This window comes from Pseudomonas sp. P4_C8 (assembly GCF_056401975.1).
The window spans coordinates 17,116-31,053 of sequence record NZ_JBFUIH010000035.1 but is presented as its reverse complement, the minus strand read 5'-3'; the positions used below and the strand labels follow the sequence as shown (position 1 = coordinate 31,053).

Here is a 13,938-nt window from a genome sequence, read left to right as displayed (position 1 = left end):
AGAGCATTGCCATGTACCGCAAATTGCAGCAAGCCGCCCGATTCCTCAGTCAGAGCGCACGTTTGATGGTCGGCGTCCCTGACTACGACAACTACGTCGCGCAAATGGCGCTCAAACACCCGGACCAGCCGGTCATGAGCCATTCGATGTTTATTCGTGAGCGTCAGGAGGCCCGCTACGGCGGCAAGCAATGCACGACGCGTTGCTGCTGAACGCCTCTGTGAACGCCGCGATCAGCACAATGTTCTCGCTATCGCGTTTCGACTGCTAAGCTTCGACGTTGCAGCGTCCGAGCCTTCCCGGGCGTGGGCGTTGCACAAGGGCAAGGAGTACGACTTCAGTATCAATTCCACTTCAAAAGAGGTGGCGAGCGATTGTCGGTATCCTGCACGGAGGCAGGCAATGGTGATCAAGCACGTAAGCAATTCGAGTGCCGAGGGTGTCCCCGAGCCACTTGATCGTGAAGAAATGGAGCGGGTGCTGGCGCAGCTGTTGTCCAGCCCGGTGTTTGCCAAGTCCCGACGGATGGGCGATCTGCTGCGCTATCTGCTCGAGCATGACCTTCAATCTCCGGGCATTGCGCTCACCGAGCACGCTATCGGCCTGGCGGTGTTTCGCCGTGATCCGGCGATTTACTGCACCGGCGACGATCCGGTGGTGCGCGTGCAGGTGGGGCGGCTGCGACGCAAACTCGCGACCCATTACACCACCACCGGTCAGCAAGACCCGGTACGCCTGAGCATTCCGGCCGGGTGCTATCGGCTTGCTTATCAACGACTCCGGCCCAAAGCGATCGCGACGCGCCATCCGGTGCTGCAGATTCAGCCGTTCACCTGCATCACTCGCGACGGCGATGACTTTGCCCGGGGCTTGTGTGAAGAGCTGAGCTGCCGGCTGTTCGAGTCGTTCGAGCAGACGCAAAGCCATGGCAACCACGTGTTGATGAAGGTGCCGCGCAACAGCGTCAAAGCCTCGGACCTTGTGCGGGTCGGGCGCGGCAATTATTCACTGGAGGGCAGCGTACGGGTTGAATCGTCCCGGGTCCGGGCCTCGGTGCGCCTGATTGATGTCGCTCAGGGGCGGATTCGCTGGTCAGAACAGTTTGATCGCAATCGCCCTTACGGCATTGCCACTCAGGAAGATCTGGCGCAATCCATCTGCCAGTCATTGACCGGGTATTTCGCCCGGGGTGGCGGTGACGCTTGAGTAGACGGGGCAACCGCAAGGTTGCCCCGGACAGAACGGTTACACCGTTTTCCATACACCGGCTTCATAGAGCCGGGTTGCATCGTTAGAGAAGGTCAAGTCGATCTCGATGGCTTTGGAACGCGAGGTGCTGAACATGGTGCTGGTCTGTACGTTTTGTTCGAACCAGACGAGCACCGTTTCGACCGGGGTCAACACGGTGTTGCCGGTTACCACTTGTGCTGCCGCCACGTAGATGGGGGTGCTGACCTGATTGCCATCGATGCCGGTGGACAACTGATTGATACCGGGGTGGATCGGACCGTATTCGTTGTCCAGGGTGATCGAGGTAGCAGGGCCACCGGTGACCGCCTGACCCAACAGCCCGGAGTCGGCGAGCACTGACATTTGTCCCAGGCCGATGTTGACGATGTTGGTCGAAACTTTAACCGCGACGTTCGCCTGGAAATTGTTGGAGCCAAATAACTGATACTGCGGCGTCCAGCTGAAGTCGTTGCTGCTCAGGTATTGAACATAGGACTGCCAGACCACGTTGTAGTCTTCGGTCCCGACCTTTTTCGCAAAGCACAGCTTGTAGCCAGACTTCTTCAGCAGGGTCAGGTCATCGGCGGCGATTTCGATTGTGACTGACTTTTGGGTCGCGGCCAGGGTCGACGTCAGGACCTTGCTGTAGTCGGTGGTTTTCAAGTCCGTCGAAGTGCCCAGGATCGCTTTGACAGCTTCTTGCACTTCATTTTGAAGTTGCAGGCTTTTACTGCTCACTGCGGCTGATTTGCTCATGGTTTTCCTATTCCTTGGTGTGGTGTGTCGGGCAATCAATGGCCCGTTAAGCTCATTGACGGCTTCACTGTAGGCGGGCGGAGCAGGGCGGCGAAGTGTCTTGGCGTTACAGTCAGCGGGGTCATCAACCCTGTTTTGGCCCGGTAGGTAACAGCCTGCGTAACGGGGTTGTATCAATCGATAAAGCAGCGGGGCGTCCATTCGACCGCCCCGCCGTGGCCTCAGTGCGCCGGCGCACTCACCATCGCGTCAGCCCAGCTGAAGTGCCAGCTGGTTCGTCTGCCTTTGGCGACCTCGATCAGCTTGTTCTCGAACACGGTGTGATTGACCAGGCCGGTGTAGGTCATTTTTCGGCTGGCATTGGTGCCGGTCACTTCACCCGGTTTACCGCCGGACTCGACCATGGCCTTTTTCAGATCGGCTTCCGATGGGACGCTGCTCTGGTTCTTCTCAACAATGACGAAACTCATGGTGTCACCTCTTCCGTGATGGGGGGATCGGCGGGCAGCAAGGCCGAAAGTCTGTGCCTGCACACCGAAGGCACTACTCTATTGGCCTGCCGAAGCCGGCAGAAGTGACAACACGGTCGGTAAGGTAACAGCGGCGATGTCGTCGGAATCAGCCACGTAACAGTGGTGTATCAACCAATGTTGGCGCGCATTCCCCAGCACTCGCGTCACTGTGCAATGAAATCGCGAATCGCCTGAATGGGCGTCACCCCGGCCAGGGCCGGGAGGCTGAGTGCAAGCAGCAAGGAAGCGGTCAGCAGGGTGCGCAGCATGACGGTGTCTCCAGGGTACACGTGGGAAGTGGCGTACCTGAAGCAGCGTAGACCGCTTACGAGGGCATCCGCCTTAAGGCACGTGCTTTTCCATGGTCGCCTTCAGCGCCTCAGTCACCAGTGCCGTCACAATCGGTTCTGAAGTCGAGCGCATCTCTGCACCGACGGTGGCTAGCTGTGCTTTTACTTTTTCCACGTAGGGTGAGGCCGGCCCATCAGCGACGAGCGATGACAGTTCTTCTTCAGAGAACGACTTTTCATAGGCCCGCGCCAGGTTCTTATCCCATTCCGGCTGATACTTGGGCAGCAATGCGGTGATTTCCTCGGACACGATGCGCCTGGCATCGTCAGCCCCCAGTTTCTCGGCGATCACCGAGTAGGAGACCGTTCCCTGCGCCGTCGACAGTGCAAGGGCCGGGAGATTGCTGCCCATGTGGGCTTTGGCGACGAGGGTGCGGGCTTCATTCAGGGCGGGGGTATCCACAGAGGCTGAATCTGAAAAGGTGAATAACAGGGTCAAGGCGAATAACAGGGTCAAGGCGATAGCGGCAGAGGAAATTCGATGCACGTTTGGGCTCCATGGGTGAGGGCAGAAACAAGGGCATCAGAACAGCGTAGCCCAGGCTCATCGCGCCACCATTGGTTTAATCAATAGTTACCATCAAGGAACGCAAGTTCTGTTTTTTCGCCAAGGGAGGAGGATAGCTACATACCGAATTCGCCCTTGAAGGAACCTGCGCGATGAGAATGTCTACCTTGGTGGCTTTTATCGCCGTATTCACCGGCAGCGTCGCCGCGACTGTGCCGGCTTACGCGGCTGACCCGTCTTGCCATTTCCTACCGATCGCTGACAGCGCAACCAGCCTGCAGCATGCCCAATCGGTGGGCGTGCTCTACAGCGAAAATACCCTCAACACCCTCCAATACCTTGAGCAGTACCATGCGGTAGCGGTGAACGGCGCGAAGAATCCTCAGCTGGATTCGCGCATCAGCAACGCGTTCGTCAACAGCTCCGATCCGAAGCTTGCGATCAACTGGCTCAAGGGCTCGCTGCAAAAAGAGTTCGGCTCGGTGACCGTCTACGACAACCTCGACGCACTGGTGCAAGCCCATCCCGACGTGGTGGTGATGCTGGATACCTACAGCCGTCTGGTGTCCAAGCGCAATAATCAGGTCGAAGCGCGCTTCATGGCCAAGTTCTACGATGCAAACCGGCAGTACATCGGCCAGGCCGAAGGCTCACGCGCACAGCAAATGCCTTCGGTCTGGGTGCATGGCAAAGCAGCGCCGGAAATTGCTGCGCAAATCGACCAGCAAACCGAGTTGCAAGTGAGCGCGCTGAAGCAATTTGATGCTTCGCTGAAGGCGTTGGTGAAGTCGGACAGTGTGGCGCACGTTGCCAGTAACTGACGCAGCTCCCGCGTTCAAGCCTGGGTTGTCATCACCGATTGCTACGCCGCGCCACCCCGGCCACGCTGACCGGGGTGAGAGGGCGTCCGACAACCGCTTCGGCCTGGGATATAACGCTGTGTACGCCCGGGATCGACAGGGTTTCACCGAGTTCAAGCGCTGCGATCAGCACGAAGCCGCCCAGTAGCAAACCGCCTGTTTTTATCAAAAGGTTCATTTGCCAGGTCCTCGCACAAAGTTCTTTGGCAACGTATCGCCGGGGAGGTCTTTCAAGTCGATTTTCTGCGCATTCGTCGAGTTGTTAAAGGTGAAATCGTCGGCGGCGACCTCATCACCAGTCTTCCAGTTACTAAACTGAATGCTGTATTGCGGCCCGCCCGCGACCTGTTTTGAGGTGATGACATAGCGGCAAGGGTAAGGACGCTCGCCTTGGGCGATCCAGATCTGCCAATCCACGGCTTTGCTTCTGAAGGCCAGGTGATCGCATTCGACGCCTCCAATGACGCCACTGCCCAAGTCCTTTATGTTGGTCACGCCGTTCATCAACGACTCTTGAGGGTTGGACACGAACAGGTCGGCGCCAGGCACCGGTCGGTCGTATTTTTCCCTTAGTTCATCAATCAAATGATCAAGTGTGCCGGGCACAGCCACTTGCGTGTACGTGTTGGTGTTTTTGCCGAACAAGGTCAGGGTGGTGCCGTCGAACAGCACTTCCATGTCGACAAAGCCACCCGCGCGCATGTTGCGTATCTTGTCGGGGCGGCTGATGACTGTCGTGCCGGAAGCGGCCAGCGCAAGGTTCTGTTTTTCTTTGGTGATGACTTCAAAGTTTGTGTCGTAGTTGAACGATATGTTTTTTTGCGCGGTCAGGTAGTCGGACATGCTCTTGAGTAAATTTTTTGCGTACGCCTCATCGGCATGGGCGGCGTTCGGAATGCTCAATCCCACTATTAATGCCAATCCGGCGCCAGCGAAGCGGATTGTCGAAGAGTCGATTAACTGTCGGGCGATCTTGTCCATGGAAGTTCACCGCTGTGAGAATACCGGATTGCCCGGTGTGGACTTACAACGTTAGTCCCATCACACACGCAATGAATGACCACTCATCCGAGCTGATTTTTTAGCGCATAGGTCCGAGTCATTTAAGGCAATTCACCAAGTGACTGACAGCCTCTGCTTCAACAGCCCCATCGGCGCCACCTTCGGCAAAAACCGCGCAACTCGCGGAGTCGTCGCCTTTCGTGCAGCGGTAGACCGCGATCACGCTGCCCGGCCCGCCGCCGGTGTGCCCGCTCAAGACCAGCCCGCCCTCGACCGCGCCTTGCATCAGGCCCAGGGCATAGCCAGGCGCAACCCAGGGTCGCCCGGCCATCGGCCCGCCGAGCACGCGGGCCGTTTGCATCTCCCGCAGTAACGATGACGGCAAGGTCTGGCCGGCCAGTAGACGATCCAGACAAAGCGCGGCTTCATTCAGCGGGCCGACCAACAGGCCGTGATACACCCAGCCCGGGTCATACGCTTGCGCAGCGCCCATGGTCACGCCCTTCAGATCGGTTCGCGTCGTGGCCAGGCGCACACGTGACAAACCGAGGGGTGAAAAAACCAGTCGGGTCAGCGCCTCTTCCAGCGCCAGACCGGTCARGCGCTCGATGAACCTGGCCACGTACAGGTAACCCACGTTCGAATACCGCCAGCCGTCGCCGGGTGCGTAGCGCAATCGGGTCGCCTCCAGGCGTCGCAACATGTCATCAGCGGGCCACGGCGTTTCGTTGCGCGCCACGGCGGTGTGGTACTCCGCCAGCTCGCCATAATCCGCCAAGCCGGCTTCATGCCGCAGCACTTGGCGCAGGGTGAACGGTCCTTCCGGCAGAGTATCGTCCAGATCGACCAGGCCATCACGCACCAGCGACAGGGCGGCGGCGCAGAGCACGGTCTTGGTAAAACTCCACCAGGGAACCGTCACATCAGGCTGTGCAGGCGTGAGCGGTGAACCGTTTGAGACAAGGGCAAATGGCATGGGTGATGGCTGCTTTGGATGAAGGTGCCGTGGAAGTGTGCCAGAAACGCTCAATTGTGTTTTATCGGTGGCTTGGCTAATCTCGCATAAACCCGCAATATCAGGCAAAAACATGCACGATCAGCACGCCGCAGCCGAGCTACCGTCGGTGCGCCGGCAAAAAATCCTCCTGCTCCTTGAGCGCGACGGCAAGGTCATGGCCTCCGAGCTGAGTCAGCATTTCGCCGTTTCCGAAGACACCATTCGCCGCGACCTGTCCGAACTCGCGACCGCAGGGTTGGTGCAACGGGTGCATGGCGGTGCGTTGCCGCGACCTAAAGACACGGGCAAGGATTTCTTCACCCGGGTCAGTGAAACCGATGAGGTAAAAACGCAGCTGGCCCAACTTGCCGCGCGCCGGGTGCAGGATGGCCAGATTGTGATGTTCGATTCAGGCAGCACAACGCTGCAGATCGCGCGGTCGCTGCCCTCGGACATTGCCATCACGGCCATTACTGCGTCGCCAATGATCGCTATTGCCTTGGCCGAATACACAGGCATCAAAGTGATCCTTGCCGGTGGGCAACTCAATCGCGCGACGATGTCGGCCAGCGGGCATGAAACCCTTCGGCTGATCGAGGGCATCAAGGCTGATCTGCTGTTCACCGGTATCTGTGCGATTCACCCGGAAGTCGGCATCAGCTCGCTGCATTTCGATGAGGTGCCAGTAAAACTGGCGATGATCGACAGCGCGTCGCACGTGGTGGCCGTGACCACGGCGGACAAACTGGGCGCGGTGGAGCCGTTCGTTGTCGCACCGTGCAATCGCATCCACACGCTGATCACCGAGCAACAGGTGGCGTCGGGCAACGTTGAGGATTATCAGCGGTTGGGTATTGAGGTGGTTCAGGTAGACGCCTGAGCTCAACCATGTCCCAGCGCAATCGCAAACGACACAACGATGAAGCAGGCAAAGGCAAAATTCAGGTTCATGAAGATGTCGTCCGACGTATTCGAGATGTCGCCATCTTGAATACGTCGGAGGAAAATAAAAAATTCGGCTTCGTGATGTGAATGATCGAAGGAATTGATACCTGCTGCCTGCGCTTACAGCACGCCCCCTAAACCAGATACTTGCGAAACCACGCGATCGTACGGTCCCACGCCAGTTTGGCAGCGGCCTCATCGTAGCGAGGCGTCGAGTCGTTATGGAAACCATGATTGCAACCTGGATAAATATAGGCCTCATAGGTTTTGCCGGCTGCTTTCAACGCGGATTCGTACGCTGGCCATCCATCATTGATGCCCTTGTCCAGCTCGCCGTAATGCAGCAGCAATGGCGCCTGGATTCTGGCCACATCTTCAGCTTTTGGCTGGCGGCCATAAAAAGGCACGGCCGCCGCCAGTTCCGGATAGGCCACGGCCGCCGCGTTGGAGACACCCCCGCCATAGCAGAAGCCGGTGATGCCGACTTTTCCTGTGGTCGCGTCGTTTTTCGATAGCCACTCGATGGCGGCGAAAAAATCATTCATGAGCTTTTCCGGATCGACCTTCGCCTGTAGCTCGCGGCCCTTATCATCGTTGCCTGGGTAGCCGCCGACCGAACTCAGACCGTCGGGGGCGAGCGCAATGAACCCGGCTTTGGCGACGCGTCGGGCGACGTCTTCGATGTAAGGATTAAGCCCGCGGTTTTCATGCACCACCACCACAGCCGGCACTTTGCCGGTAGCTTTGGCCGGGCGCACCAGATAGCCGCGCACATTGCCGTGGCCCTTGGGTGAGGGGTAGGTGATGTACTCGGCGATGATGTCCGGGTCGGTGAATTCCACTTGTTCGGCGAGCGCATAGTTGGGGCTCAGGGACGCGAGCAGTGCGCTGGCAGTCAAACCGCCCAGGGCGAACAACGCTGCGCGATCAAGAAACTCTCGGCGGTTGATCTTGCCATGGACGTAGTAATCGTAGAGTTCGAGCAGTTCGGGGGCGAAATCTTTGGCGGTGAGACGTTCCATCGGGGCGCTTCCCGTTTGATCAGGATTTAATCCAGTAAAGCAGCGTTTGGCGCACAACCCGGACAGTTCGTCCGGGTTGTGGCAAACAGGGGGACGTGCGGACTAATGCCCACCCACCACCATGTGACTGAACGGCGCCACATACGCCTGCAACGTCACCAACCCGCCGACCAGAATCGCCAGCACAATCGAGTGGAAGAACACATACCGCAGAATTTCCCCTTCATGCCCGTACCAGCGCGTCGCCGTGGACGCCACCACAATCGACTGCGCGTCGACCATTTTGCCCATGACCCCGCCAGAACTGTTCGCCGCCGCCATCAGCACCGGGCTGATCCCCAGTTGTTCAGCGGTCACCCGTTGCAAGCCGCCGAACAGCACGTTGGAGGCCGTGTCGGAGCCGGTCAAGGCCACGCCGAGCCAGCCGAGGAGGGTGCCGAACATGGGATAGAAAATACCGGTCGCGGCGAAGGCCAGGCCCATGGTGGCGTCCAGTCCCGAGTAGCGCGTGAGGTAACCCAAGGCCAGCATCGCCACAATGGTGATCAACGAGTAGCGCACCACCCACAGCGTTCGCAAGTATTGGTGTATCAGTTGCGGAATCGAGTAGCCCATCAGCAGCCCGCCGAGGATGGCTGACAGCAGGATGCCGCTGCCGGTGGCGGTGAACCAGGTGAACTTGTAGATCGCGTCCTCGGTTTTAGGCGCAGGCACCACCGGCGGTACTTTTTCAACCTGCTGGTGCAGGGTGGTAAAGGTCACGATCGGGGCGAAGATCGGGTTCGCTTCGCGCATCGGTTTGCCTTGCGGGTCGAGCTTGGCCGAGCTGGTAGCCGGATCGATCGCCGGGCGGGTATCGAACAAGTTTTTGAAGCTCTGTGTGCCCCAGGCGAAGACGAAGACCGTGAGGATGATCCACGGCATCCACGCGCGCATTACCGCCGGTTTGGCTTCATTGGAAAAGGTCGCGCTCGCCGTCGGTGCCTGCTCATGTTCGGCGTCGATCTTCGAGTGGTCGACGCGTCCGGACAAGGCGGCCGAGGTGTGCACCGTGGCGGGTTTCCAGACCCTGAGGAAACCTGTCAGGCAGGCCATGGAAATCAGCGCGGCGATCACGTCCACGAGCATCGGGCCGTGGTAGTTGGACACCAGGAATTGCGGTACCGCGAAACTGACCCCGGCCACGAGGATCGCCGGCCAGATTTCCAGCATTTTGCGCCAGCCGGCGAAGGCCCAGATCAACCAAAACGGCACGAGTACCGAGAAAAATGGCAGCTGGCGACCGACCATCATCGACAGCTCCATTTCATCCAGCCCGGTCACTTTGGCCAGGGTAATGATCGGTGTACCCAGTGCGCCAAACGCAACCGGCGCGGTATTGGCGATCAAGGCCAGGCCGGAGGCAGCCAAAGGCGAGAAGCCGAGCCCGATCAGGATCGCACCGGTCACCGCCACCGGCGTACCGAAGCCGGCCGCGCCTTCAAAAAACGCGCCGAAACAGAAGGCGATGAGCAGCAATTGCAAACGTCGGTCGTCGGTGATGCGCGCCAGGGAATCCTGCAGCACTTTGAACGAGCCGTTCTCGGTGGTCAGTCGGTGCAGGAAGATGATGTTGAGCACGATCCAGCCAATCGGCAGCAAGCCGTTGGCAGCGCCGAATAACGCCGCCGAGCCGGCCATGTTCGCCGGCATGCCGAAAGCCAGGATCGCGATCAGCAAGGCAGACGCCAGTGCGAGCAACGCCGCCATGTGCGCCTTGATGTGGAAAAACGCCAGGGAGGCCAGCATCACCACTACCGGCACGGCTGCCATGAGGGTTGAAATGACCGGATTACCGAAGGGATCGTAGACTTGTTGCCAAACCATGTTCCACCTCTGCTTTTTATTGTCGGTAGTGCAGGCCCCGGGCGGGGTTGGTGGAAAGGAGTATAGGTGGCATTACGCCGCTGACTCGGGGAGGTTCGTCATCATTGAAAGGTGACTTGGTCAGCGAGATCCCGGGCGAACTTCTACTACGCTGAGAGAGGATAACTGACCCGCCCCCATGCACCACGAGAGGGAGACAGCGATGACTGAACGCCATGAGGAACACAAGGAGACGCTTTCCAACGGATGCTCGATCAAGGTCACAGCCGAAATACTGAAAGACGGCTCCCTGGAAATGCTGATCGGTGTGTACCGGCCGGACGGCTCGGTGATTGAAGAGGACCACCATCCGTCCCCGCATCGGCTGGACTTCGAGGCAGCGATGGCGTGGGCCATCGAAAAAGCCAAAACCGTCGGCAACAGTCAGCAAACGCTGTGAGAGCGGCTTATCACCGCTCTGATCATTGTCCTAACTGCGTACCGAACATGGCCGTCCAGTAAATCCCCGCATCGCTCTTCGGGTCCACCGCGTAAGCGGCGCCGAGCTCACGGAACTGTGGATTCATCAGGTTGGCGCAATGACCTGGGCTGGCCAGCCAGCCGTTAACCACCTTGTGCACGGTGTCTTGCCCGGCGGCAATGTTCTCGCCGATCTGCTGAAAGTTGTAACCCGCCAGTTCCGCGCGGTCACCGGGCATGTGGCCGTCGCGGTCCTTGTGATCAAAGTAATTGCCGTTGGCCATTGCCCGGGAGTGGGTTTCGGCGGCTGACGCCAATAAGGCGTTCCACGCCAGCGGTGTGGTCGCGGCAAACGCCTGGCCGCCGCACTGACGGGGTTGGGTGCGCGCGGCGTTGAGCTCGACCAACAGCTTCTGGCCTTCGGCGGCGGCATCGCCCTGGCGCGCGGGTAACAGGGGACGGGCGAGCACAATACGCCAATCGCTGCCTTGGCGGCTGACACCGATGTCGATGAATTTAGGGTCCAGCACGACCTGGCAGAAGCTTTCCTGCACCGCCATCATCGCCGCTTGCGCATCACGCGGGCCGGTCAAGGTAATCGCTTGCACATTGAACATCGGATACGACGCACGCACCATGGCCTGCTGCAAATCGACCGGTCCGCTGGCCGGCAATACCAGACGCGGATCGCTGTTCAGCGGTGGCAACTCCGGCGAGACCTGACCGGCGCAACGCTGCGCCAGGCTGCGAAAGGCGTTGATCGAGTCGGTCAGCTGCGTTTCTTCGGACGCCATGGCCGTAGTGGCAAGCACCAAACCCAGCGACAACCCTGCTAAGCGCATAGCGGATGATAAGACGTGCATGAAAACCCCCTTGGACGGACTGAGCCCATGATGCGCGAACTCCCCCCGTACAAGGCAATGGCTTTTTGCAGTTTGTGACTCAGTAGCTGACATGATTTGGCTACTAAACTGAACCGACGCCTCCCAGAGTGTTTGCGCCATGCCCGTCAAATGGATCGCCGCGTACCTCGCCGTTTCACTGCTCACCGGTCAGGCTATTGCGGACGATCAACAACAAAAGCAGGACGTGGCGGAAGACAAGGCGCAGGTGCTTGAACAGAAGGCGGCCGAGAAGGGCAGCAACGTCTCAGTGCCCAAGTCCCAGGCCATCACCCCGTCCGAAGTCCAGGCTGTCGACCCGGCCGGCAAGTCTCCATTGGACGATGCGATTACTTGCATGGCCCGCTCCATTTACTGGGAAGCCAAAGGCGAGAACATGGCTGATATGGAAGCGGTGGCCAACGTGGTGATGAACCGTCTCGGCCACGAAGGTTTTCCTGACACCGTGTGCGGGGTGGTCAAGCAAGGCTCCGAAACCAAAAGCTGCCAGTTTTCCTGGTGGTGCGACGGGCGCCCGGACACGGTCCAGGAAGAAACCCAATATGAGTTGGCCAAGGAAATCGCGCGCAAGGCACTGAACAAGCAGCTGCCGGATCGCACCGGTGGCGCGATGTACTTCCATGACAAGACGGTGAAGCCTGTCTGGGCCAGGAAGTACATCAAAACGGCGAGTATCGGCTTGTTTGTGTTCTACAAGCCGCACGATGGGTCGGCGAAGTAGGTCGCCCAACTCTCAGCTATAAAACCCTTACACCTCACGACCATGCGCGGCAGCGGCCAGTTGCCCGGTATCGACCCGAACAAACACCGAGTCCCCCACTGCCGTGAGCACGCCGTCGGCGTACACCTCGCAAATGACCCGGCTTTTGCGCCCGACATCGCCCTCGACCTTGGCGCGCAAGGTCAGCGCAACGCCCATCGGCGTCGGCTTGATGAACTTGATGCCCAGGTTGCCGGTGACGCAGTCGATGCGCGGCAGTGATCCCGGCTCGCGGTTTTCTGCCCGGTAGTGGTAAGCCATGGCGGTCCAGTTCGAGTGGCAATCCACCAACATCGCAATCAATCCGCCGTACACCAGATCTGGCCAGCCGCAGTATTTGGCGTCGGGCAGATGCTCGGCGACGACGTGGATGCCATCGGCATGCCAGTGGCTTTTGACGTGTAGCCCGTGAGGGTTGCGGCTGCCGCAGCCGTAACACACGCCCTCTGGGGCTGCGCTGTCCTGCATGGAAATGTCGAGCATGGTTGTCCCTTGTGGTGCTTTGAAGTCCGCTGAGATTAAAACGCCGGAACGAGGTGAAGTCCATTGCGCCATTCGGGGAGTGCCGCAATCCCTGTGGGAGTGAGCCTGCTCGCGATGGCGGTGGCACAGTCAACATTGCGTTGCCTGACAGTCCGCCATCGCGAGCAGGCTCGCTCCCACAGGTTTTGCGCCTTGCCTTAAAGATCGCCATTAGTCCAGCCAGGTACTTTTTTTCATTACCGGTGCAGTCCACAGCAGAGTAAAGTCCTGCTCGAATGGCTTGAAACTTGTCATGCCACGTTTACGGACAACTGCCGTGCTCAACATCGGACTCATCGTTTACCCCGGCTTCCAGGTTCTCGGCCTCGCCATGTGCGCTACCTTCGAATTGGCCAACAACAGCGCCGACGAGCCGGTGTACAGCCTTTCGCTGCTGTCCGAGCAGGGTGGCATGGTGCAGACTTCCGCCGGTTTCGGTGTGGAAACCCGCGCATTCGATCAGCGCGCGTTCGATACGCTGCTGGTGATGGGCGACAACCTGGTCCGGCCAACGTCGCCGGGCATGGTTGCGTTTTTGCGCCGTGCCAGCGCGTCCACGCGGCGTCTGGGTTCGATCTGTACCGGGGCGATTGCACTGGCCGAAGCGGGTTTGCTGGATGGTCGGCGGGCGACCACTCATTGGTGTCATGCGCCGGCCTTGCAGCGAGCGTTTCCAAAGGTGCTGGTCGAAGAGGACCGCATCTTCATCAACGACGGCAATCTCTGGACCGCCGCCGGCATGAGCGCGTGTGTCGACCTGGCCCTGGCGCTGGTGGAAAAGGACCTCGGTGCCGACGTGGCGCGCACGGTGGCCCGGCAATTGGTGGTGTACCACCGCCGCGCGGGTGGTCAGTCGCAGTTTTCGGTGATGTTGGAACTCGAACCGAAGACCGACCGCATCCAGGCGGCGTTGACCTACGCCAAACAGCATCTGAAGTCCGCGTTGTCGGTGGAGGAGTTGGCCCGCGCCGCCCATCTGAGTCCCCGGCAATTCAGTCGGGTGTTCCACGCCGAAACCGGTCAATCGCCGGCCAAAGCCATCGAAAACCTGAGGGTGGAAGCCGCGCGACTGATGATGGAAACCGGTCGACATGCTATCGATGTGGTGGCGACCGAAACCGGTTTTGGCGACCGGGAGCGCATGCGTCGGGCCTTTATCCGTGCGTTCGGGCAACCGCCGCAGGTGATTCAGCGGGCTAATCGAGTGTGATGTCCGGTATGTCCTGAAAGGTGGTGTATTCGACATT

At 59.4% G+C, this 13,938-nt stretch carries 18 protein-coding genes; 8 read left to right on the top strand and 10 right to left on the bottom strand.

Features of this window, described 5'->3' with window-relative positions; all coding sequences use genetic code 11:
• The first annotated feature begins 11 nt into the window (after positions 1-11).
• Positions 12-212, top strand: a complete 201-nt coding sequence (locus AC1DWM_RS21205; RefSeq protein WP_477796042.1) for a YbdD/YjiX family protein — start codon at positions 12-14, stop codon at positions 210-212.
• 190 nt (positions 213-402) lie between these two features.
• Positions 403-1,206 (top strand): hypothetical protein, encoded by an 804-nt coding sequence (locus AC1DWM_RS21200; protein ID WP_223516009.1) that lies wholly within the window; start codon positions 403-405, stop codon positions 1,204-1,206.
• A gap of 39 nt (positions 1,207-1,245) precedes the next feature.
• Here AC1DWM_RS21200 and AC1DWM_RS21195 read toward each other — a convergent pair whose 3' ends face one another.
• From AC1DWM_RS21195 to AC1DWM_RS21185, 3 genes are all read right to left on the bottom strand, one after another.
• Complete coding sequence (locus AC1DWM_RS21195; RefSeq protein WP_477796041.1) at positions 1,246-1,986, bottom strand: hypothetical protein; 741 nt, start codon at positions 1,984-1,986, stop codon at positions 1,246-1,248.
• A gap of 221 nt (positions 1,987-2,207) precedes the next feature.
• Entirely contained in the window at positions 2,208-2,456 is a 249-nt protein-coding gene (locus tag AC1DWM_RS21190) for a hypothetical protein (protein WP_477796040.1), read from the bottom strand.
• 384 nt (positions 2,457-2,840) lie between these two features.
• On the bottom strand, positions 2,841-3,335 hold the full coding sequence (locus tag AC1DWM_RS21185; protein WP_223515999.1) for a hypothetical protein: 495 nt from the start codon (positions 3,333-3,335) through the stop codon (positions 2,841-2,843).
• 173 nt (positions 3,336-3,508) lie between these two features.
• Between AC1DWM_RS21185 and AC1DWM_RS21180 the strand changes: the two genes are divergently transcribed.
• The gene (locus AC1DWM_RS21180; RefSeq protein WP_477796039.1) at positions 3,509-4,177 is read left to right on the top strand and encodes an ATPase; all 669 of its coding nucleotides are present in this window, start codon (positions 3,509-3,511) and stop codon (positions 4,175-4,177) included.
• Between the two features lie 31 nt (positions 4,178-4,208).
• On the opposite strand, the gene AC1DWM_RS21175 is transcribed toward AC1DWM_RS21180, so the two are convergent.
• The 3 genes from AC1DWM_RS21175 to AC1DWM_RS21165 form a co-directional block, all read right to left on the bottom strand.
• Positions 4,209-4,394, bottom strand: a complete 186-nt coding sequence (locus AC1DWM_RS21175; RefSeq protein ID WP_223515993.1) for a hypothetical protein — start codon at positions 4,392-4,394, stop codon at positions 4,209-4,211.
• The gene (locus AC1DWM_RS21170) at positions 4,391-5,197 is read right to left on the bottom strand and encodes a DUF2092 domain-containing protein (protein WP_223515990.1); all 807 of its coding nucleotides are present in this window, start codon (positions 5,195-5,197) and stop codon (positions 4,391-4,393) included. Before AC1DWM_RS21170 ends, AC1DWM_RS21175 begins: the two co-directional genes overlap by 4 nt.
• A 118-nt stretch (positions 5,198-5,315) precedes the next feature.
• Positions 5,316-6,194 (bottom strand): serine hydrolase domain-containing protein, encoded by an 879-nt coding sequence (locus tag AC1DWM_RS21165; protein WP_223515987.1) that lies wholly within the window; start codon positions 6,192-6,194, stop codon positions 5,316-5,318.
• Between the two features lie 112 nt (positions 6,195-6,306).
• Here AC1DWM_RS21165 and AC1DWM_RS21160 point away from each other — a divergent pair, with 112 nt between their 5' ends.
• Together AC1DWM_RS21160 and AC1DWM_RS21155 are read left to right on the top strand one after the other, a co-directional pair.
• On the top strand, positions 6,307-7,095 hold the full coding sequence (locus AC1DWM_RS21160) for a DeoR/GlpR family DNA-binding transcription regulator (protein WP_477796038.1): 789 nt from the start codon (positions 6,307-6,309) through the stop codon (positions 7,093-7,095).
• 8 nt (positions 7,096-7,103) lie between these two features.
• On the top strand, positions 7,104-7,247 hold the full coding sequence (locus AC1DWM_RS21155; protein WP_223515981.1) for a hypothetical protein: 144 nt from the start codon (positions 7,104-7,106) through the stop codon (positions 7,245-7,247).
• A 47-nt stretch (positions 7,248-7,294) separates the two neighbouring features.
• On the opposite strand, the gene yghX is transcribed toward AC1DWM_RS21155, so the two are convergent.
• Positions 7,295-8,182 (bottom strand): YghX family hydrolase, encoded by an 888-nt coding sequence (yghX, locus tag AC1DWM_RS21150; protein WP_223515979.1) that lies wholly within the window; start codon positions 8,180-8,182, stop codon positions 7,295-7,297.
• 102 nt (positions 8,183-8,284) lie between these two features.
• A complete protein-coding gene (locus AC1DWM_RS21145) occupies positions 8,285-10,048 on the bottom strand; it encodes an L-lactate permease (protein WP_477796037.1) in 1,764 nt (587 codons plus the stop codon).
• Between the two features lie 202 nt (positions 10,049-10,250).
• On the opposite strand from AC1DWM_RS21145, the gene AC1DWM_RS21140 reads away from it, so the two are divergent.
• Complete coding sequence (locus AC1DWM_RS21140; protein ID WP_223515973.1) at positions 10,251-10,487, top strand: phage GP46 family protein; 237 nt, start codon at positions 10,251-10,253, stop codon at positions 10,485-10,487.
• 22 nt (positions 10,488-10,509) lie between these two features.
• Here the strand turns inward: AC1DWM_RS21140 and AC1DWM_RS21135 are convergent, their stop codons facing one another.
• Positions 10,510-11,370 carry a CAP domain-containing protein gene (locus AC1DWM_RS21135; RefSeq protein WP_223515970.1) on the bottom strand — a complete coding sequence of 287 codons (861 nt, stop codon included), beginning with the start codon at positions 11,368-11,370 and terminating at the stop codon, positions 10,510-10,512.
• A gap of 139 nt (positions 11,371-11,509) precedes the next feature.
• On the opposite strand from AC1DWM_RS21135, the gene AC1DWM_RS21130 reads away from it, so the two are divergent.
• Positions 11,510-12,130, top strand: a complete 621-nt coding sequence (locus tag AC1DWM_RS21130) for a cell wall hydrolase (protein WP_477796036.1) — start codon at positions 11,510-11,512, stop codon at positions 12,128-12,130.
• Positions 12,131-12,157: 27 nt separating this feature from the next.
• Here the strand turns inward: AC1DWM_RS21130 and AC1DWM_RS21125 are convergent, their stop codons facing one another.
• On the bottom strand, positions 12,158-12,652 hold the full coding sequence (locus tag AC1DWM_RS21125) for a PaaI family thioesterase (RefSeq protein ID WP_477796035.1): 495 nt from the start codon (positions 12,650-12,652) through the stop codon (positions 12,158-12,160).
• 292 nt (positions 12,653-12,944) lie between these two features.
• On the opposite strand from AC1DWM_RS21125, the gene AC1DWM_RS21120 reads away from it, so the two are divergent.
• The gene (locus AC1DWM_RS21120; protein ID WP_263288252.1) at positions 12,945-13,901 is read left to right on the top strand and encodes a GlxA family transcriptional regulator; all 957 of its coding nucleotides are present in this window, start codon (positions 12,945-12,947) and stop codon (positions 13,899-13,901) included.
• Positions 13,902-13,938 lie beyond the last annotated feature (37 nt).